Annotated in this window: 24 protein-coding genes; 20 read left to right on the forward strand and 4 right to left on the reverse strand. The window is 62.9% G+C overall.

Annotated features, from left to right (window positions below):
* The first annotated feature begins 9 nt into the window (after nucleotides 1-9).
* The 16 genes from rpsN (at nucleotide 10) to CQ13_RS14775 (ending at nucleotide 9601) form a co-directional block, all read left to right on the forward strand.
* Entirely contained in the window at nucleotides 10-315 is a 306-nt protein-coding gene (gene rpsN, locus CQ13_RS14700; protein ID WP_057843586.1) for a 30S ribosomal protein S14, read from the forward strand.
* A 14-nt stretch (nucleotides 316-329) separates the two neighbouring features.
* A complete protein-coding gene (gene rpsH / locus CQ13_RS14705; protein ID WP_057843587.1) occupies nucleotides 330-728 on the forward strand; it encodes a 30S ribosomal protein S8 in 399 nt (132 codons plus the stop codon).
* Between the two features lie 16 nt (nucleotides 729-744).
* Nucleotides 745-1278: a 50S ribosomal protein L6 gene (gene rplF / locus CQ13_RS14710; protein ID WP_057843588.1), complete on the forward strand. Its 534-nt coding sequence runs from the start codon at nucleotides 745-747 to the stop codon at nucleotides 1276-1278.
* Nucleotides 1279-1289: 11 nt separating this feature from the next.
* Nucleotides 1290-1649: a 50S ribosomal protein L18 gene (rplR, locus tag CQ13_RS14715; protein WP_057843589.1), complete on the forward strand. Its 360-nt coding sequence runs from the start codon at nucleotides 1290-1292 to the stop codon at nucleotides 1647-1649.
* A gap of 61 nt (nucleotides 1650-1710) precedes the next feature.
* A complete protein-coding gene (gene rpsE, locus CQ13_RS14720) occupies nucleotides 1711-2286 on the forward strand; it encodes a 30S ribosomal protein S5 (RefSeq protein ID WP_028349043.1) in 576 nt (191 codons plus the stop codon).
* Nucleotides 2287-2323: 37 nt separating this feature from the next.
* The gene (gene rpmD, locus CQ13_RS14725; RefSeq protein ID WP_028349042.1) at nucleotides 2324-2518 is read left to right on the forward strand and encodes a 50S ribosomal protein L30; all 195 of its coding nucleotides are present in this window, start codon (nucleotides 2324-2326) and stop codon (nucleotides 2516-2518) included.
* Nucleotides 2519-2534: 16 nt separating this feature from the next.
* Nucleotides 2535-3020: a 50S ribosomal protein L15 gene (rplO, locus tag CQ13_RS14730; RefSeq protein WP_057843590.1), complete on the forward strand. Its 486-nt coding sequence runs from the start codon at nucleotides 2535-2537 to the stop codon at nucleotides 3018-3020.
* A gap of 131 nt (nucleotides 3021-3151) precedes the next feature.
* Nucleotides 3152-4483: a preprotein translocase subunit SecY gene (gene secY / locus CQ13_RS14735; protein ID WP_057843591.1), complete on the forward strand. Its 1332-nt coding sequence runs from the start codon at nucleotides 3152-3154 to the stop codon at nucleotides 4481-4483.
* 71 nt (nucleotides 4484-4554) lie between these two features.
* Nucleotides 4555-5409 (forward strand): adenylate kinase, encoded by an 855-nt coding sequence (locus tag CQ13_RS14740; RefSeq protein ID WP_057843592.1) that lies wholly within the window; start codon nucleotides 4555-4557, stop codon nucleotides 5407-5409.
* Between the two features lie 184 nt (nucleotides 5410-5593).
* On the forward strand, nucleotides 5594-5962 hold the full coding sequence (gene rpsM / locus CQ13_RS14745; RefSeq protein ID WP_057843593.1) for a 30S ribosomal protein S13: 369 nt from the start codon (nucleotides 5594-5596) through the stop codon (nucleotides 5960-5962).
* A 129-nt stretch (nucleotides 5963-6091) separates the two neighbouring features.
* Nucleotides 6092-6481: a 30S ribosomal protein S11 gene (gene rpsK, locus CQ13_RS14750; RefSeq protein WP_006021048.1), complete on the forward strand. Its 390-nt coding sequence runs from the start codon at nucleotides 6092-6094 to the stop codon at nucleotides 6479-6481.
* Between the two features lie 110 nt (nucleotides 6482-6591).
* Entirely contained in the window at nucleotides 6592-7632 is a 1041-nt protein-coding gene (locus CQ13_RS14755) for a DNA-directed RNA polymerase subunit alpha (RefSeq protein WP_176722005.1), read from the forward strand.
* 144 nt (nucleotides 7633-7776) lie between these two features.
* Nucleotides 7777-8193, forward strand: coding sequence for a 50S ribosomal protein L17 (rplQ, locus tag CQ13_RS14760; RefSeq protein WP_028349036.1), 417 nt, complete (start codon nucleotides 7777-7779; stop codon nucleotides 8191-8193).
* Between the two features lie 128 nt (nucleotides 8194-8321).
* Entirely contained in the window at nucleotides 8322-8780 is a 459-nt protein-coding gene (gene greA, locus CQ13_RS14765; protein ID WP_057843594.1) for a transcription elongation factor GreA, read from the forward strand.
* A gap of 27 nt (nucleotides 8781-8807) precedes the next feature.
* The gene (locus CQ13_RS14770) at nucleotides 8808-9107 is read left to right on the forward strand and encodes a DUF1330 domain-containing protein (protein WP_057843595.1); all 300 of its coding nucleotides are present in this window, start codon (nucleotides 8808-8810) and stop codon (nucleotides 9105-9107) included.
* A gap of 149 nt (nucleotides 9108-9256) precedes the next feature.
* Complete coding sequence (locus CQ13_RS14775; protein WP_057843596.1) at nucleotides 9257-9601, forward strand: DUF1236 domain-containing protein; 345 nt, start codon at nucleotides 9257-9259, stop codon at nucleotides 9599-9601.
* Between the two features lie 60 nt (nucleotides 9602-9661).
* On the opposite strand, the gene CQ13_RS14780 is transcribed toward CQ13_RS14775, so the two are convergent.
* The 4 genes from CQ13_RS14780 to CQ13_RS14795 form a co-directional block, all read right to left on the reverse strand.
* Nucleotides 9662-10036 carry a hypothetical protein gene (locus CQ13_RS14780; RefSeq protein ID WP_057843597.1) on the reverse strand — a complete coding sequence of 125 codons (375 nt, stop codon included), beginning with the start codon at nucleotides 10034-10036 and terminating at the stop codon, nucleotides 9662-9664.
* A 193-nt stretch (nucleotides 10037-10229) separates the two neighbouring features.
* A complete protein-coding gene (locus CQ13_RS14785) occupies nucleotides 10230-11723 on the reverse strand; it encodes an amidase (RefSeq protein WP_057843598.1) in 1494 nt (497 codons plus the stop codon).
* 7 nt (nucleotides 11724-11730) lie between these two features.
* Complete coding sequence (locus CQ13_RS14790; protein WP_057843599.1) at nucleotides 11731-12708, reverse strand: Bug family tripartite tricarboxylate transporter substrate binding protein; 978 nt, start codon at nucleotides 12706-12708, stop codon at nucleotides 11731-11733.
* A gap of 128 nt (nucleotides 12709-12836) precedes the next feature.
* Nucleotides 12837-13850, reverse strand: coding sequence for a zinc-binding alcohol dehydrogenase family protein (locus CQ13_RS14795; RefSeq protein WP_057843600.1), 1014 nt, complete (start codon nucleotides 13848-13850; stop codon nucleotides 12837-12839).
* A gap of 127 nt (nucleotides 13851-13977) precedes the next feature.
* Here CQ13_RS14795 and CQ13_RS14800 point away from each other — a divergent pair, with 127 nt between their 5' ends.
* The 4 genes from CQ13_RS14800 to CQ13_RS14815 all read left to right on the forward strand — a co-directional run bounded on the left by CQ13_RS14800 (nucleotide 13978) and on the right by CQ13_RS14815 (nucleotide 17879).
* Nucleotides 13978-14355, forward strand: coding sequence for a winged helix-turn-helix transcriptional regulator (locus CQ13_RS14800; RefSeq protein ID WP_057843601.1), 378 nt, complete (start codon nucleotides 13978-13980; stop codon nucleotides 14353-14355).
* Between the two features lie 82 nt (nucleotides 14356-14437).
* On the forward strand, nucleotides 14438-15835 hold the full coding sequence (locus tag CQ13_RS14805) for a DegQ family serine endoprotease (protein WP_057843602.1): 1398 nt from the start codon (nucleotides 14438-14440) through the stop codon (nucleotides 15833-15835).
* Nucleotides 15832-17169: a replication-associated recombination protein A gene (locus tag CQ13_RS14810; RefSeq protein WP_057843603.1), complete on the forward strand. Its 1338-nt coding sequence runs from the start codon at nucleotides 15832-15834 to the stop codon at nucleotides 17167-17169. The genes CQ13_RS14805 and CQ13_RS14810 overlap by 4 nt, the downstream gene beginning before the upstream one ends.
* A complete protein-coding gene (locus CQ13_RS14815; protein ID WP_057843604.1) occupies nucleotides 17166-17879 on the forward strand; it encodes a tetratricopeptide repeat protein in 714 nt (237 codons plus the stop codon). Before CQ13_RS14810 ends, CQ13_RS14815 begins: the two co-directional genes overlap by 4 nt.
* The last annotated feature ends 11 nt before the right edge of the window (nucleotides 17880-17890 follow it).

A 17890-nucleotide genomic window follows, 5' to 3' on the forward strand; every position in this document is an offset into this window, starting at 1 on the left:
GAGCCAAGCATGGCAAAGAAGAGTTCGATCGAGAAGAACAACCGGCGCAAGCGGATGGCCAAGAACGCCGCCCCGCAGCGTGCGAAGCTGAAGGCGATCATCGCCGACAAGAGCAAGCCGATGGAAGAGCGGTTTGCGGCGACGCTGAAGCTCGCCCAGATGCCGCGCAACTCGTCGACCACGCGGATTCGCAACCGCTGCGAACTGACCGGCCGCCCGCGCTCGAACTATCGCAAGAACAAGCTTTCCCGCATCGCGCTGCGTGAACTCGGCTCCAAGGGCCTGGTTCCCGGGCTCGTGAAGTCGAGCTGGTAAGGAGGGTCGTCACGATGTCAACGCACGATCCGATCTCCGATCTCATCACCCGCATCCGCAACGCGCAGATGCGTTCGAAGTCCAAGGTCTCGACCCCGGGCTCGAAGATGCGCGCCAGCGTGCTCGAAGTGCTGAAGGCCGAGGGCTATATCCGCGGCTATGCCAGCGTGGAGCATGCCTCGGGCCGCAGCGAACTCGAGATCGAGTTGAAGTATTTCGACGGCGAGCCCGTCATTCGCGAGATCGAGCGGGTCTCGAAGCCGGGCCGCCGGGTTTACGCCTCGGTGAGGAATCTGCCGCGCGTGAACAACGGTCTCGGCATTTCGGTGTTGTCGACGCCGAAGGGAATCATGGCCGACCACGCCGCGCGAGACGCGAATGTGGGCGGCGAAGTTCTCTTCACGGTGTTCTGAGGAAGGATTTTTAGCCATGTCACGTGTTGGCAAACGGCCTGTGGCGATCCCGTCCGGTGTGACGGCGACCGTCGAGGGACAGACCGTCAAGATGAAGGGGCCGAAGGGCCAGCTTCAGTTCGTCGTGCATGACGACGTCGAGGTGAAGTTCGAGAAGGGCGAGGTCAAGGTCGCGCCGAAGTTCAAGACCAACCGTGCGCAGGCCATGTATGGCACTGCGCGCGCGCAGGTGGCGAACCTGGTCGAGGGCGTCACCAAGGGTTTTGAGAAGAAGCTCGAGATCACCGGCGTCGGCTATCGCGCCGCGATGCAGGGCAAGAACCTGCAGCTTGCGCTCGGCTACAGCCACGACGTGGTTTATGCGATCCCGGAAGGCATCACCATCGCGGTGCCGAAGCCGACCGAGATCACGATTTCGGGCACCGATTCGCAGCGCGTCGGGCAGGTCGCCGCCGAGATCCGCGCCTACCGTCCGCCGGAGCCCTACAAGGGCAAGGGCGTGAAGTACGCCAATGAATTCATCTTCCGCAAGGAAGGCAAGAAGAAGTAACGGAGCCGGTCATGTCACTCAAGGTCACGAATGCCCGGCGCAAGCAGCGAGTGCGCAACTCGCTGCGCCGGTCCGCCAATGGACGCCCGCGTCTGTCGGTGTTCCGTTCGTCGAAGCACATCTACGCCCAGGTCATCGACGACCTGAAGGGCGAGACGCTGGCTTCCGCCTCGTCGCTGGAAAAGGCCATGCGCGAGGCCGGCAACACCGGCGCCAACATCGATGCGGCCAAGGCCGTCGGCAAGCTGCTGGCGGAACGCGCCGTGAAGAACGGCGTCAAGGAAGTGGTGTTCGATCGCGGCAGCTATCTCTACCACGGGCGCGTCAAGGCGCTCGCGGACGCCGCCCGCGAAAGCGGACTGAGCTTCTAACGAACGGTTTTGGATAATTACGAGGACAGGGGCTTTCTTCCCCTAAAGATTGGAAAACACCATGGCAGGTGAACGCGAACGCGGCGGACGCGAACGGAGCAGGGATCGCGAGGAGCGCGACAGCGAGTTCGTCGACAAGCTCGTCCACATCAATCGCGTGGCGAAGGTCGTCAAGGGCGGCAAGCGCTTCGGCTTCGCGGCGCTGGTCGTAATCGGCGACCAGAAGGGCCGGGTCGGTTTCGGCCACGGCAAGGCGCGCGAAGTGCCCGAGGCGATCCGCAAGGCGACCGAGTCGGCCAAGCGCAATCTGACGCGTGTGGCGCTGCGCGAAGGCCGCACGCTGCATCACGACATCGCCGGCCGTCACGGCGCCGGCCGCGTCTACCTGCGCGCCGCTCCGGCCGGTACCGGCATCATCGCCGGCGGTCCGATGCGCGCGGTGTTCGAGACGCTCGGCATCCAGGACGTGGTGGCGAAGTCGATCGGCTCGTCGAATCCCTACAACATGGTTCGCGCGACCTTCGACGCGCTGAAGCATCAGGATTCGCCGCGTTCGGTTGCGGCACGCCGCAACATCAAGGTGTCCACGCTGCAATCGCGCCGCGTCGGCGGCGACGCCGAAGTGGTGGCTGAATAACCGGCGCGAATTTCAAGCGCTCTTTGGAGTTAAGACGATGGCCAAGGCCGCAAAGACGATCAAGGTCGAGCAGACCGGCAGCGCGATCCGCCGCCACCACTCGCAGCGTTCGACGCTGATCGGCCTCAAGCTCAACAAGATCGGCCGGGTTGCCGAGCTGCAGGATACCCCTGAAGTTCGCGGCATGATCAGCAAGGTTCAACATCTCGTCCGCATCGTCGGCGAGAAGTAAGCAAGGAGACAGGGCGATGAAGCTCAGCGATATCGCCGACAACGCCGGCTCGCGCAAAAAGCGCATGCGCGTCGGCCGTGGCATCGGTTCCGGCAAGGGCAAGACTTCGGGCCGCGGCGGCAAGGGCCAGACCGCGCGTTCGGGCGTGCGCATCAAGGGCTTCGAGGGCGGCCAGATGCCGCTGCATCGGCGCCTGCCGAAGCGCGGCTTCAACAACATCTTCCGGCTCGACTTTGCCGAGATCAATCTCGACCGGCTGCAGGAGGCGATCGACGCCAAGCTGGTCGACACCAAGGAAACCGTCACGGTTGAATCGCTGGTGAAGGCTGGCGTGATCCGCCGTGCCAAGGACGGCCTGCGGCTGCTCGGCCGCGGCGAACTCAAGTCCAAGCTCGCGATCGAGGTGCACGGCGCCTCGAAATCCGCGGTTGCGGCGGTCGAGAAGGCCGGCGGCACGGTGAAGATCCTGGCCCCGGCCAAGAAGGAAGGCGAGGCGGCGTAACATCTGCGTCATGCCCGCCTGATCGCGGGCATAGACCAGTGGACTTATCGAAGCCGCGCACCAAATAATGTCCGCTGCCGATTGCCCGCGAAGGGGCGTCGGCCTGGGAGGCGGCGGGAGAAAGCCTGAACATGGTCTCAGCAGCAGAACAACTTGCGGCAAACCTCAATTTCGGCGCTTTGGCCAAAGCCGACGAACTGAAGAAGCGCATCTGGTTTACGCTGGGTGCGCTGCTTGTTTATCGGCTCGGCACCTATATCCCGCTGCCCGGCATCGATCCCGCGGCCTGGGAGCAGGTGTTCAAGTCGCAGGCCGGCGGCATTCTCGGCATGTTCAACATGTTCGCCGGCGGTGGCATCAACCGCATGGCGATCTTCGCGCTGAACATCATGCCGTACATCTCGGCATCGATCATCATCCAGCTCCTGACCACCGTATCGCCCAAGCTCGAAGCCTTGAAGAAGGAAGGCGAGGCGGGCCGCAAGACGCTGAACCAGTATACCCGCTACCTCACGGTGATTCTCGCAACGTTCCAGGCCTATGGCATCGCCGTCGGCCTCCAGGGCGCCGGCAACGTGGTCAGCGAGCCCGGGATGTTCTTCCTGATTTCCACCACGGTCACGCTGACCGGCGGCACCATGTTCCTGATGTGGCTCGGCGAGCAGATCACCTCGCGCGGCATCGGCAACGGTATTTCGCTGATCATCCTGGCCGGCATCGTTGCCGAGCTGCCGTCTGCTCTCGCCAACATGCTGGAATTGGGACGCCAGGGCGCGCTGTCGACTGGTCTGATCCTTCTTGTGATCGCGATGGCGGTCGTCGTGATCGCCTTCATCGTGTTCATGGAGCGTGCGCAGCGCAGGCTTCTGATCCAGTATCCGAAGCGACAGGTCGGCAACAAGATGTTCGAGGGCCAGTCCTCGCATCTGCCGCTCAAGCTCAACACCTCGGGCGTGATCCCGCCGATCTTCGCCTCGTCGCTGTTGCTGCTGCCGGCGACCGTCGCAAACTTCAACGCCGGCCAGGGCCCGGAATGGTTCCAGTGGCTCAACACCCAGCTCAGCCACGGCCGTCCGCTGTTCCTGATCCTCTATCTGGGCCTGATCGTGTTCTTTGCGTTCTTCTACACCGCGATCGTGTTCAACCCGACCGAGACCGCAGACAATCTGAAGAAGCATGGCGGCTTCATACCGGGCATTCGTCCGGGCGAACGCACCGCCGAGTATATCGACTACGTGCTGTCGCGCGTCACCGTGCTGGGCGCGATCTATCTGGCGATCGTGTGCCTGATTCCAGAAATCCTGATTTCCTATGCCTCGGTGCCGTTCTATTTCGGCGGAACCTCGCTTCTGATCGTCGTCAGCGTGACCATGGATACGGTGGCGCAGGTGCAGGGTTATCTGTTGGCCCATCAGTATGAGGGGCTGATCCGGAAATCCAAGCTGAGGGGCCGTCGCCGCTAACTAGCGGAGCGCTCTGAAATCCAATACAAGGTGTGCGGTGTTTCGCTCACCAAGCCGGGGGGCGAGCAGTCATGAGATTGATCCTTTTGGGGCCGCCGGGGTCGGGGAAGGGTACCCAGGCACAGCGGCTGGTGCAGCGCCATGGGATTGTGCAGCTCTCGACCGGCGAGATGCTGCGCGCGGCTGTGGCCGCCGAGACGCCGGTCGGGTTGAAGGCCAAGGACCTCATGGCAAACGGCCAGCTTGTGCCTGATGACGTCGTAGTCGGAATCATTTCTGACAGGATCGATCAACCGGACGCGGCCAAAGGCTTCGTCCTCGATGGGTTCCCGCGCACGGTGCCGCAGGCTGAGGCGCTGGATGAGCTCTTAAAGAAAAAGCATCTCAGGCTCGACGCGGTGGTCGAACTGCGCGTCAATGAGAGCGCGCTGCTACAGCGCGTCGAAACCCGCGTCGCCGAGATGCTGGCGCGCGGCGAGGAGGTGCGTGTTGACGACACGCCGGAAGTGCTGACCAAACGACTCGCTGCCTACCGGTCGCAGACCGAGCCGCTGATTCACTACTATTCCGAGCGCCGGAAGCTCGCGACCGTCGACGGGATGATGACCATCGAGCAGGTAACCCGGGAGGTTAACCGGATCCTCTCCGCAGTCGGCGCGCTGGAACACAAGGTGGTGCCGGCCCGGAAGGCCAAGGCACGGAAGACTGCCAGGCCAGCAGCCAAAAAGGCTGCCAAAACGGCCAAGAAGGCCGTCAAAACGGCGCGTAAGGCCGCCAAATCGGCCTCCAGGGGGGCCAAAACGGCTGGCAACAAAAAGGCTGCTCGGAAGGCCGTTTCCGCGGCCAGAGGGCGAGGGGGCGCGAGGGCCCAAAAGACCGTCCGCAAGGCTGCCAAAAAAGTCACGAAAAAGCGAGCTAAGCGATAGAGGCGGTTGACGAAACCGAGTTGAATCCTTTAATAAGCCCCGCATCCAAGTCGGATAGTTTTTTGACGATGCCGGGCCCCGAAAGAGATGAGGGGAGGGCGTCGTGTTCGCGTTTGCGGACACCTGCCCGAGTTAGCAAGAACATAGCCCGATCCATGAGGGATCGGCGACAGGAGAGAAGTCCGTGGCCCGTATTGCCGGCGTGAATATCCCGACCAACAAGCGCGTTCTGATCGCGCTCCAGTACATCCATGGCATCGGACAGAACAACGCGTCCGAGATCATGGAGAAAGTCAAGATTCCGGCTGACCGTCGCGTCAGCCAGTTGAGCGACCAGGAAGTCCTGCAGATCCGCGAAGTCATCGACCGCGACTATCTGGTCGAAGGCGACCTTCGCCGCGAGACTGGCATCAACATCAAGCGTCTGATGGACCTCGGCTGCTATCGCGGTCTGCGTCATCGCCGCGGTCTTCCGGTGCGCGGTCAACGCACCCACACCAATGCGCGCACGCGCAAGGGCCCGGCCAAGTCGATCGCCGGCAAGAAGAAGTAATTCGGCGAATTGCGAATAGGGAATGGCGAATAGAAATCTATTCGCTACTCGTCATTCGCTACTCGCGTTTTTAGGTGTAGCCGCTGGCAGTACGGCGGCGTTTGAGATACACAGGAAGGTTTTAAGGTAATGGGCAAGGAAGCCACCCGCGTCCGCCGTCGCGAACGCAAGAACATCGCCTCCGGCATCGCGCACGTGAATTCGTCCTTCAACAATACGACCATCACCATCACCGATGCGCAGGGCAATACCATTGCCTGGTCCTCGGCCGGCACGATGGGTTTCAAGGGCTCGCGCAAGTCGACCCCCTATGCCGCGCAGGTCGCGGCCGAAGACGTTTCCAAGAAGGCGCAGGAACACGGCATGCGCACGCTGGAAGTGGAAGTTGCCGGCCCCGGTTCGGGCCGCGAATCGGCGCTTCGCGCGCTGCAGGCCGCGGGCTTCACCGTCACGTCGATCCGCGACGTGACCACGATCCCGCACAATGGTTGCCGTCCGCGCAAGCGCCGGCGCGTTTGATATCCGGTCGCGGGCGGTTATGCCGCTCGCGATTGCTTTTGGAATTTTCCGCGGACTGATCCGCGATCTCCAACGCCAGTGATCTGAAGGCAGATCGACTGGCCGGTCTATTGACCCGAAGGGGTGACAAAGTGACGATCCAGAAAAATTGGCAAGAACTTATTCGACCGAACAAGCTGCAGGTAACGCCGGGCGGCGATGCGACCCGGTTTGCGACCGTCGTCGCCGAGCCGCTCGAGCGCGGTTTCGGCCAGACGCTCGGTAACGCGCTGCGCCGCATCCTGTTGTCGTCGCTGCAGGGCGCCGCCGTGCAGTCGGTGCACATCGACGGCGTGCTGCACGAGTTCTCCTCGATCGCAGGCGTTCGCGAGGACGTCACCGACATCGTGCTCAACATCAAGGACATCTCGATCAAGATGCAGGGCGAAGGCCCCAAGCGCATGGTCGTGAAGAAGTCGGGTCCGGGCGTCGTTACTGCCGGCGACATCCAGACCGTCGGCGACATCGTGGTGCTCAATCCCGAGCTGCAGATCTGCACGCTGGACGAGGGCGCTGAAATCCGCATGGAGTTCACGGTCGCCGCCGGCAAGGGCTACGTCGCCGCCGAGCGCAACCGGCCTGAGGATGCGCCGATCGGCCTGATCCCGGTCGACAGCCTGTTCTCGCCCGTGCGCAAGGTCTCCTACAAGGTCGAGAACACCCGCGAGGGCCAGATCCTCGACTACGACAAGCTGACCATGACGATCGAGACCAACGGCGCTATCTCGCCGGAGGACGCGGTGGCCTATGCCGCGCGCATCCTGCAGGATCAGCTCAACGTGTTCGTGAACTTCGAAGAGCCGCGCAAGGAAGTCGCGCAGGAGATCATTCCCGATCTCGCCTTCAATCCGGCGTTCCTCAAGAAGGTCGACGAGCTCGAGTTGTCGGTGCGTTCGGCAAACTGCCTGAAGAACGACAACATCGTCTATATCGGCGACCTCGTGCAGAAGTCGGAAGCGGAAATGCTCCGCACCCCGAACTTCGGCCGCAAGTCGCTGAACGAGATCAAGGAAGTGCTGGCCCAGATGGGTCTGCATCTCGGCATGGAAGTACCGGGCTGGCCGCCGGAGAATATCGACGAGCTCGCCAAGCGCTTCGAGGATCACTACTGAGCGAATAGGGAGTGGCGAATAGCGAATAGGAGCTATTCGCTACTTGCCATTCGCTACTCGCCACACTGGGGCGAACGCAGGCAGCCCACCTGAGCAACAAGTCCGACGAACCGTCGCGACGAAGACAAATCAAGGAATACATCAATGCGTCACGGCAAGGTTCATCGTAAGCTCAACCGCACCGCCGAGCATCGCCGCGCGATGTTCGCCAACATGTGCGCCGCGCTGATCAAGCACGAGCAGATCGTCACCACGCTGCCGAAGGCCAAGGAACTGCGCCCGATCGTCGAGAAGCTCGTTACCCTCGGCAAGAAGGGTGGGCTGGCCATGCGCCGCCAGGCGATCTCCGAAATGCGCGATGTCGACCAGGTCAAGAAGCTGTTCGACACGCTGGCGCCTCGCTACAAGGACCGCCAGGGTGGCTATACCCGCATCATCAAGGCCGGTTTCCGCTACGGCGACAACGCCCCGATGGCCGTGATCGAATTCGTCGACCGCGACGTTGACGCCAAGGGCCAGGATTCTGGTCCGGTGGAGGAGAAGTCCGCCGAAGCGGCGTAACTCCTCCAAATCGCAATTTGTCAAAGGCGGCGCCAAAAGCGCCGCTTTTTTGTTGCCCGGCGCGCCCGCGATCGCGGCCGGCACGTGACTTCACAGGAACGTCTCGGGCCGCCAAACGTTTGACTTGCATGAGTAGGGCGTTCGTCAAGGACACAGAGGACGTCGAAGGTCTGCCTGACCGGCCAATCTCCGATCTTCCGAATGACGTGACGGCTGAAGGTCTCAGCCGGATCGAGCAGGCATTGGCCGCGGCCGAGGCGGCCCAGGCTGCGGCGCAATCCGCCGGCGATCGCGAGGCGCTGGCCAGCGCTCGCCGTGACTTCCGCTATTGGAATGCTCGCCGCGCCACGGCAAGGGTGGCCCCCGAGCCATCAGACAATTCCGTCGTGCGCTTCGGCCACACCGTCACCATCGTGCGCGAGGACGACCGGCGACAGACGTTCCGGATCGTCGGCGAAGACGAGGCCGAGCCCGCACACGGGACGATCTCGCACGGCTCGCCGCTGGCGCGCGCGCTGTTCGGCAAGGGTGTCGGCGATGTCGTCGCCATCGCCGGAGGCGAAGCGGAGATCGTCGAAATCCGGTGATGCGTAACACCGTCCGTGAGGCGAAGGATGTCAGCTTACGTTATTTCCGAAGTCGATGATGTGCGCGATCCGGCAGAGTTCGAAGTCTACCGCAGCCTTGCCGCGAAGGCGATCGCGCATTATGGCGGCCGCTATCTGATCCGTGGCGGCGCCGCCAATTTGATCGAAGGTGGCTCACCGCCGAAAGACGTCATTGTTGTCGAATTTCCGACGATGGAGCGTTTGCGCGAATGGTACGCCTCGCCGGAATACGCGGAGGCTCTGAACGTGCGACATACCGCGTTCGCTCGGCGGCTGATCTTCGTTGAGGGCGTCCCGTCGGCTTGAGCTTGCACTGCAATGTCGCGCTGGCAACGGGTGCGTCGGCGATATTGCTGCGCGCTCAACGCGTTGCTGTGCCGCATTCTTCCCGGAACAAGTGAGTGGAAAATCTGTTTTTCCTGTAGCCGCGCTTATGCGGTTTGAGGAGGAACTAGATGAAGAAGCTGTTCATGATTGCGGCGGCAGCGTCGCTGGTTGCGACGATGGCCAATGCACAGACCACCACAGTTGAGACGACGACCGGAGCTGCGGGCGCCACGGTTCGGATCGAACCGGAATATCGCACGAAGATCAGGAGCTACGTGACCGAGCACAAGATCCGGCCCGTGGAAACACGGGAAAGGATCGTGGTGGGCGCCAAGGTGCCGACTGACGTCGAACTCGAGGCAGTGCCTTCGGATTGGGGCCCGTCAGTAACCAAGTATCGCTATGTCTACTCGAACAATCGCGTGATGCTGGTTGACCCTGCCACGCGTACGGTGGTGCATGAGATCGACTGAGGTGTTCTCGTCGCTCCATGCAAAAGGGCCGCCATGCTGGCGGCCCTTTTCATTTCCAGATCACCAATGATGCCAGTGGCGGCGATGGTAAAATCGCGGACCATAGAATCGCGGACCGCCATAGTAGGCGAATGCCGGGCGAACCACGCGACGGTAGCGAACAACGGGATAATAAGGCTCGTCGTAATATCCGCCGTAGTAGGCCGGCGCATAACCGCCGTAATAACGCGGGTAACCGCCATAATATCCGTAACCCGGACCGTAGGCGTAGGCGTTCGAAGCCAGTCCGCCAATCACGGCGCCCGCGATCAGTCCGCCAGCCACGGCCGGGAAAAATCCCCCTCCGCGCCAGTGGGCTTCCGCAGTCGACGGTGCCGTTACCGCCGTCAAGCCCAGGACCGCCGCTGCGGCCAAGGCCAAAGGTGCTTTCCTCATGGATTACTCCTTTCCGTAATTCAGACGCCCAATACTTTACATTCGAGCGAAGTTCGCTCTTTCGCAAAAACAGACACGTACTAAACACATTCGAGTGAAGTTCGTTGCCCAAGTGCCGGCCTGCAGACCGCTCTGGCGTCAGATTTAACTTTGATGAACGAGCGTTCAGGTGACGGCTTCGAATGGAGCCGGATCAATCGAAATCCAGAAAACCTGGCCGGCCGGACATCGGTGGCTGGCGGCGCAGCCAGGCGAGATCGGGGACGGGACGGGCCGTCTCCGGATTGGCGTCAAGCAGGGCTTCGATCTCGCGGGCAACCGAAAGGGTTGCGACATCGCCGCCTCGCGGCCCAATGATCTGGATGCCGAACGGCAATCCGGCGCCGTCGCGGCCGGCCGGTATCGCCGCCGCCGGGTGTCCGGCATTGGTCACGGCATAGGCCAACGCCAGCCAGTGGAAATAGTTTTTGGTCGGCGTGCCATCGATGGTGGCCGGGTAAAGCTCGGACCAGGGCCGCGGGCTGATCGTGACTGTCGGCGCGATGATAAAATCGTGCTCGCCGAAAAATGTCTGCCAGCTCCGATAAAGCGCGGTCTGCAGCGAAAGCGCGCGTGCCACGTCGAGGGCGGAATAGCCGAGCCCCTCGGCCACGTTGTCGCTGACATTGGGACCCACTTTGTCCGGATATTTTTCGGCAAGCTCTCGGTGCCGGCCTAAAAATGCGACGGCGCGCAAGATCCGGAACACCTCGTCGGCATGGCTGCAATCCGGATGGGTCCATGCGACGCGGCGGAATGCCGATCCGAATGTCGCGAGCTTCGTTTTGAACGTCTCGGCGATGACGCGTTCCGTCGGCGCAAACCCGAAATCGCAGGTCGCCGCGATGCGCAAGCTGGCGAGATCGGTCCGTGGCGGATCGCGATAGGTCTCGCGCACGGGCGTTCCGCCGGCGTGAAGGATGGCCGACAACGGATCGCGCGCGTCGCGATCCAGCATGCACGAAAGCATCAGGCACGCGTCCGATACGTTTCTCGCCATCGGTCCGAGTTGCGAGATCTGCAGCCAGGCCATGTTGCGGCTGTTGCTGGCGATCAACCCGGGGGAGGGGCGGAATCCGACGACGCCGCAAAAGGCGGCGGGGTTCCTGACCGAGCCGCCGGTGTCCGAACCGGTCGCCAGCGGCACCATGCCGGTCGCAAGCGCTACCGCCGATCCGCCGGACGAGCCGGCGGCGGAGCGCTCGGGATCGAAGGGATTGCCGGTGGCGCCATGAAGCGCATTGCGGGTGTTGCCGCCCGCGCCCCATTCGGGGACGTTGGTCTTGCCGATGACGATGGCGCCGGCGCGCTTGAGCATAGCGACGATTGCTTCGTCCTCGGCCGGGATGTTGTCGGCGAACAGCATGCTGCCGAAGCTCGTTGGCAGCCCCTTGGCGTCGATCAGATCCTTGACCCCGAGCGGGAGCCCGTGCAGCGGCCCGAGTGCATCGCCGCGCATCACGGCAGCCTCGCTTTCCCGCGCCGCCGCGCGCGCCGTATCGAACGAGCGCGCGATGATCGCATTGACGGCCGGATCGATTTCCTCGATGCGGCGGATGCAACTGTCCACGAGTTCGACCGGCGAAAGCTTGCGCTCGCCGATCAGCGCCCGGGCCGTTACCGCGGGCAGATCGCACGGCTCGGTCATGTCAAGCTTACTCTTCCTTGATCCCGCCCTTGCGGGCCAGTTCCTTCATCTCGGCCGTTTCCTTGGCGATGAAACCCGGCCAGTCCGGATAGCGCTTGAAGCCGGCTTCGTATCCGACCTTTTTAAAGCGCTCGATCACCGAAGGACTTGCTATTGCCTCTTCCAGCACCGACGCCAGCCGGTCGCGTATGGCCGGAGGGATTCCCTTGGGCGCGACCACGGTACCCCAGGAGACGAGGTCGATATTGGGATAACCGAGTTCGGCGAGAGTCGGAACGTCGGGAAGGAATTGCGAGCGCTTGGCGGAGAACACCGCCAGCGGGCGAACCGTGCCGGCTTCGAGCTGCGGCCTGATCGCGATCACGGTGTCCACGTGGTACTCGATGTGCTTGCCTATCAGGTCGTTCATCGCCGGCGCGCTGCCCTTGTAGGGCAGGTGCAGCATCTTGATGCCGGCGCTCGACTTGAACAGTTCGCCGGCGAAATGCGAAATGGTGGCTACGCCGAAGGACGCCAGCGACAGCTTGTCCGGATTGGCCTTCGCCGCCGCGACAAGCGCCGCAACGTCCTTGATCGGGCTGTCGCGATGCGTGACCAGCACCATGGTCAGGGTACCGGTCTGGGCGATCGGCTCGAAATCCCTGCCGCTGTCGTACGGCACGTTCTCCTTTACGGCGTGCTGCAGGGTGAAGGTCGAATTCGAACTGGTGAGCAGGGTATAACCGTCGGGTGCCGCCTTGGCGACCTCTTTGGCGGCGATCGTCGTGCCGCCGCCGGGGCGATTGAGCACGATCACGGGCTTGCCCAGACGCGTCTCGAGCTCGCCGGCAATGATGCGCCCGACGACGTCGCCAGCTCCGCCTGCCGGATAGGGCACAATCAACTGCAGCGATTTTTCGGGATAACTGCCTTGTGCCGTTGCGATCGACACGCAACCCACCACGCAGGACGACGCCAGCGCGGCCGCCAGAAACATTCGTATCATGTCGAACAGGTCTCCTGTCTTCCGTGTTCCCCGGCAATTCGCGCCGGGGTTTTTCGGCGACAGCCATCCCGGATCGATGGAACAGGCTCCCTTGAATCGACCGTCAGATCAACCCCGTTGTTGGGCCGCTACCAGCCCTCCAGCACGATCTTGCCGCGCGACTTGCCGCTTTCCAAAAGCGCATGGGCCCGTTTCAGATTGGCGGCGTTTATCGTTCCAAAGGTCTGGTCCAGCGTGGTGCGCAGTACGCCCTTGTCGAGAAGGTCGGAGACGTCGTTCAGGAGGTGATGCTGAGCGATCATGTCAGGCGTCTGGAATGACGAGCGCGTGAACATTGACTCCCAGTGGATCGAGATCGCCTTGCCCTTGAAGGCAGAGACGGTGAATTCCGGGGGATCGTCGATCAGGCCGAACTTGCCTTGTGGCGCCATGAAATCCGCGATCGCCTTGTAGTGCTGGTCGGTGAAGGTGAGGCTCGCGACCAGCGCGACCGGCGGCACCTTCAACTTTTCGATCTGCTCCTTCATCGGCTGGGAATGATCGATCACGGCATGCGCGCCGAGATCGCGGCACCATTTCTGCGACTCCGGACGCGTGGCGGTAGCGATTACCGTCAACCCGGTGAGGCGGCGCGCGAGCTGGATCAGGATCGAGCCGACGCCGCCGGCGCCGCCGGTGATCAGCAACGTGCACGGATCAAGGCTCTTGCCCGGCGCGGCGCCGAGCCGGTCGAACAGCAATTCCCAGGCGGTGATCGAGGTCAGCGGCAGTGCCGCGGCCTGCGCGAACGACAGCGATTTCGGCTTGCGGCCAACGATTCGCTCGTCGACCAGGTGAAATTCCGCGTTCGTGCCCTGGCGCAGGATCGAGCCGGCGTAAAATACTTCATCGCCTGCCTTGAACAGCGTCACGTCCGGGCCGACGGCATCGACGATGCCGGCAGCGTCGTAGCCCAGGATTTTCGTCTCGCCCTCGGGCGGGGCGGCGCGCTTGCGGACCTTGTAATCGACCGGGTTGGCCGAGACCGCCTTGACGGCGACGCGGATGTCGCGGCCCGTCGGTTCCGGCTTGGCGGCCTCAAAATCAATCAGCGCATTCGCGTCCTCGATGGGGAGCGATTTTTTGTATCCGACGGCCTTCATGTCCGTGCGTCCTCCGTTTGAAAGATTGACTGCCTAACTGTCGCTCTAGCATCTGCTTGGCAAGTACTGTAAATTTGGGGAACTAGTCCCTGTTTGGATACTATTGGGGAAACTCCAGGAAAAACTCATGAAACGGCGGAATTTTGCCCGTCGACCGGGCTGCGCGGTTGAAGCGACGCTCGATCTGATCGACGGCAAGTGGAAAGGCGTGATCCTGTTTCACCTGCAGGCCGGCACCCAGCGCTTCGGGGAGTTGCGGCGGCGGATGCCGGGGATTACCCAGCGCATGCTGACCAAGCAGCTTCGCGCGCTCGAGGACGACAAGCTCGTGATCCGCAAGGTCTATGCCGAGGTGCCGCCGCGAGTCGAATACTCGCTGTCGGAGATCGGCGAGAGCCTGCGGCCGGTGATCGAGACGCTCAGGGCATGGGGCGAGGGCCATCAGGAAAGGCTATCCTGTGCGCCGGCCTCCGATACCGCGAAAGTGCCCGATCGCGCGGCCTGACCGGCAGTATTGTGTACCGCCTTATCTTCTCTCGTTGCTGCCTCGCATCTATATCTGAGGCCATCAATTTTGGGATTCTTGCATGACGTTGACGATCCGCTCTTTCGCCTTGCTGCTGGTTTCCGCAGTCGTTGCAACGCCGGCGCTGGCGCAGGACCGCCGCGTGCCATCCTCGGGCGCCGAGCTGCGGCTGTCATATGCGCCGATCGTGCAGCGTGCGCAGCCGGCAGTCGTGAACGTCTATGCCGCCAAGACCGTCCAGAATCGCAACCCGCTGCTGGACGATCCGATCTTCCGCCGCTTCTTCGGCGTGCCTGGAATGCAGCCCGAGCAGATGCAGCGCTCGCTGGGATCGGGCGTGATGGTCGATGCCTCGGGGCTCGTGGTCACCAACAACCACGTCATCGAGGGCGCCGATCAGGTCAAGATTTCGCTCGCCGACAAGCGCGAGTTCGAGGCCGAGATCGTGCTGAAGGACAGCCGCACGGATCTGGCCGTACTGCGCGTGAAGGACGGACGCGAGAAATTTGCGACGCTGGACTTTGCCAATTCCGATGAACTGCTGGTCGGCGACGTCGTGCTCGCGATCGGCAATCCTTTCGGCGTCGGCCAGACCGTGACCCACGGCATCGTCTCGGCGCTGGCCCGCACCAAGGTCGGCGTCACCGATTACCAGTTCTTCATCCAGACCGATGCCGCGATCAATCCCGGCAATTCCGGCGGCGCGCTGGTCGACATGACCGGCAAGCTGGTCGGCATCAACACCGCCATCTTCTCGCGTTCCGGCGGCTCGCAGGGTATCGGCTTTGCGATCCCCACTAACATGGTGCGCGTGGTCGTGGCCTCCGCCAAGAGCGGCGGCAAGGCCGTCAAGCGGCCGTGGCTGGGTGCGAAACTGCAGGCGGTGACGCCTGAAATCGCCGAGACGCTGGGGCTGAAACTGCCGAACGGCGCCCTGGTCGCCAATGTCGCACCAAACAGTCCGGCCGCACGCGCCGGTCTGAAACCGTCCGATCTGATCGTCGCCATCGAAGGGCAGCCGATCGACGAACCCAACGCGTTCGACTACCGCTTCGCCACAAGGCAACTCGGCGGCGCCGCACAGATCGACGTGCAGCGTGGCGGAAAGACCGTCAAGGTCACGGTGCCGCTGGAGACCGCCCCCGACACCAACCGCGATGAAATCGTGCTCACCGCGCGCTCGCCGTTCCAGGGCGCCAGGATCGCCAATATTTCGCCGGCGATTGCCGACGAGCTGCATCTGGATTCCCAGGCCGAGGGCGTCGTGGTGATCGATCTCGCCGACGGTGGTACTGCGGCAAGCGTCGGCTTCCAGAAAGGCGACATCATTCTTGCGGTCAACAATCAGAAGATCAGCAAGACCAGCGACCTCGACAAGGCTTCGAAAGCTTCGTCCAGGCTCTGGCGCATCGTCGTGGTGCGCGGCGGCCAGCAGATCAACGTGACGCTCGGCGGATGAGCCCGAAGAAACCCCGCGAGGCGACCAATCTCTTTGCCGCGGCAGGGATGGAGGAGGATGCGCCGCGTCCGCTTCCCGACCGGCTGCGTCCGCGCTCGCTCGCCGATGTCGTCGGCCAGGATCACATTCTCGGCCCCGATGGCGCGCTGACGCGGATGCTGGAGACGCGCACGCTGGGCTCGCTGGTGTTCTGGGGGCCGCCCGGCACCGGCAAGACCACGGTGGCGCGGCTGTTGGCGGATGCCACCGAACTGCATTTCGAGCAGATTTCGGCGGTGTTTTCCGGCGTCGCCGATTTGAAGAAGGTGTTCGACGCCGCGCGCGCCCGGCGCGAGACGGGCAAGGGCACGCTGTTGTTCGTCGACGAGGTGCACCGCTTCAACCGCGCGCAGCAGGATTCGTTTCTGCCTGTGATGGAAGACGGCACCGTGGTGCTGGTCGGCGCCACCACGGAAAACCCCTCATTCGAGCTCAACGCCGCGCTTCTGTCGCGCGCGCGCGTGCTGGTGTTTCATTCGCTCGATGCTGCCGCGATCGAAAAGCTCTTTGCCCATGCCGAGAGGGTCGAGGGACGAAAATTGCCGCTCGATGCGGAGGCGCGCGCCGTGCTGGTGCGGATGGCCGACGGCGACGGCCGCGCCGCGCTGACGCTTGTCGAAGAGGTTTGGCGCGCCGCGCGCAAGGAGGAAGTCTTCAACGCCGCCCAGTTGCAGGAAATCCTGCAGCGCCGGGCGCCGATCTACGACAAGTCGGCCGACGGCCACTACAACCTGATTTCGGCGCTGCATAAGTCGGTGCGCGGCTCGGACCCCGACGCCGCGCTGTATTACCTTGCGCGCATGCTGGACGCCGGCGAGGACCCGCTGTTTTTGGCGCGGCGCGTCGTGCGCATGGCGGTGGAGGATATCGGGCTTGCCGATCCGCAGGCGCTGGTGATTTGCAATGCCGCCAAGGATGCCTTCGATTTTCTTGGGTCTCCCGAGGGCGAGCTCGCGATCGCGCAGGCCGTGATCTATCTCGCCACCGCGCCGAAATCGAATGCCGCCTACAAGGCCTTTGGCGCGGCGACGCGCACGGCGAAAGAGGGCGGGTCGCTGCTGCCGCCAAAACATATTCTCAATTCGCCGACAAAACTGATGAAGTCGGAAGGCTATGGCTCCGGCTATGAATACGATCACGACGCGCCGGACGCCTTCTCCGGACAGGACTACTTTCCGGAAGCGCTGGGGCGGCAGACCTTTTACGATCCGCCCGATCGCGGCTTCGAGCGCGAGATTCGCAAGCGGCTGGATTACTGGGCGAAGCTGCGTAAGGAACGAGGCCATCGCGAATGAACAGTTTTGAGAACCTTCTGAGGCAGGCTATTTGGACCGTCGCATGTGTGGTGACGCTGGCGTCGCCGCTTGCTGCCGCCGCTGACAGCGTCGAGGTGGCGCCGGGCGTGCAGGTGACGAAGCGAAGCTATACAGCGCCGACCAACGAGCAGCCGTTCTTTGGATTTGCGGTCAAGAATTCGGAGGAGAAGGCCGCCGACGAGAAATTCGTAAGCGCCATCATCGGGGCGACAGGCTCTCGCGAAAAAGCCTTTGACGAAATAACCCTGCGTGGTTGGAGGGCCGTGAATACCGGCAAGATACGTGAGGCCGCTCTGCGGTTTAATCAGGCGTTTCTCATTTCACCGGAGCAGAGCGCCGTCTATCACGGCCTCGCGGTGGTCGCGCAATTTCGCTTCAATGATCTCGATGCCGCCGATGAACTGTTCAGGATCGCGCTCAAACAGCCCAATCCGGTGAAGGCGCTCAGGGCCGACTATGGCCGCATGTTGCTGATCGCAAAACGCCCGCGCGATGCGCAGCCCGTGCTGGAGCAGGCGGTCAAGGATGCGCCGAATTTCGGCGACGCCTGGACCAATCTCGCCATCGCGCGCTTCCAGAACGGTGACGCGGCGGCCTGCGCAGCAGCGGATGAAGCCGCCAGGAAGCGTCCATCCAACAACTCCGGAGCCGACCTGACCATGGTGAGAAGCGCCGCGCAGTGCAAATAGCGCCGGTGATC

It is taken from the genome of Bradyrhizobium retamae, assembly GCF_001440415.1.
GTDB lineage: Bacteria > Pseudomonadota > Alphaproteobacteria > Rhizobiales > Xanthobacteraceae > Bradyrhizobium > Bradyrhizobium retamae.

Coding starts and splice junctions, on each gene's coding strand:
- rpsN (WP_057843586.1), top strand. CDS start 10: ATGGCAAAGAAGAGTTCGATCGAGAAGAACAACCGGCGCAAGCGGATG.
- rpsH (WP_057843587.1), top strand. CDS start 330: ATGTCAACGCACGATCCGATCTCCGATCTCATCACCCGCATCCGCAAC.
- rplF (WP_057843588.1), top strand. CDS start 745: ATGTCACGTGTTGGCAAACGGCCTGTGGCGATCCCGTCCGGTGTGACG.
- rplR (WP_057843589.1), top strand. CDS start 1,290: ATGTCACTCAAGGTCACGAATGCCCGGCGCAAGCAGCGAGTGCGCAAC.
- rpsE (WP_028349043.1), top strand. CDS start 1,711: ATGGCAGGTGAACGCGAACGCGGCGGACGCGAACGGAGCAGGGATCGC.
- rpmD (WP_028349042.1), top strand. CDS start 2,324: ATGGCCAAGGCCGCAAAGACGATCAAGGTCGAGCAGACCGGCAGCGCG.
- rplO (WP_057843590.1), top strand. CDS start 2,535: ATGAAGCTCAGCGATATCGCCGACAACGCCGGCTCGCGCAAAAAGCGC.
- secY (WP_057843591.1), top strand. CDS start 3,152: ATGGTCTCAGCAGCAGAACAACTTGCGGCAAACCTCAATTTCGGCGCT.
- CQ13_RS14740 (WP_057843592.1), top strand. CDS start 4,555: ATGAGATTGATCCTTTTGGGGCCGCCGGGGTCGGGGAAGGGTACCCAG.
- rpsK (WP_006021048.1), top strand. CDS start 6,092: ATGGGCAAGGAAGCCACCCGCGTCCGCCGTCGCGAACGCAAGAACATC.
- rplQ (WP_028349036.1), top strand. CDS start 7,777: ATGCGTCACGGCAAGGTTCATCGTAAGCTCAACCGCACCGCCGAGCAT.
- greA (WP_057843594.1), top strand. CDS start 8,322: ATGAGTAGGGCGTTCGTCAAGGACACAGAGGACGTCGAAGGTCTGCCT.
- CQ13_RS14770 (WP_057843595.1), top strand. CDS start 8,808: ATGTCAGCTTACGTTATTTCCGAAGTCGATGATGTGCGCGATCCGGCA.
- CQ13_RS14775 (WP_057843596.1), top strand. CDS start 9,257: ATGAAGAAGCTGTTCATGATTGCGGCGGCAGCGTCGCTGGTTGCGACG.
- CQ13_RS14780 (WP_057843597.1), bottom strand. CDS start 10,036: ATGAGGAAAGCACCTTTGGCCTTGGCCGCAGCGGCGGTCCTGGGCTTG.
- CQ13_RS14785 (WP_057843598.1), bottom strand. CDS start 11,723: ATGACCGAGCCGTGCGATCTGCCCGCGGTAACGGCCCGGGCGCTGATC.
- CQ13_RS14790 (WP_057843599.1), bottom strand. CDS start 12,708: ATGATACGAATGTTTCTGGCGGCCGCGCTGGCGTCGTCCTGCGTGGTG.
- CQ13_RS14795 (WP_057843600.1), bottom strand. CDS start 13,850: ATGAAGGCCGTCGGATACAAAAAATCGCTCCCCATCGAGGACGCGAAT.
- CQ13_RS14800 (WP_057843601.1), top strand. CDS start 13,978: ATGAAACGGCGGAATTTTGCCCGTCGACCGGGCTGCGCGGTTGAAGCG.
- CQ13_RS14805 (WP_057843602.1), top strand. CDS start 14,438: ATGACGTTGACGATCCGCTCTTTCGCCTTGCTGCTGGTTTCCGCAGTC.
- CQ13_RS14810 (WP_057843603.1), top strand. CDS start 15,832: ATGAGCCCGAAGAAACCCCGCGAGGCGACCAATCTCTTTGCCGCGGCA.
- CQ13_RS14815 (WP_057843604.1), top strand. CDS start 17,166: ATGAACAGTTTTGAGAACCTTCTGAGGCAGGCTATTTGGACCGTCGCA.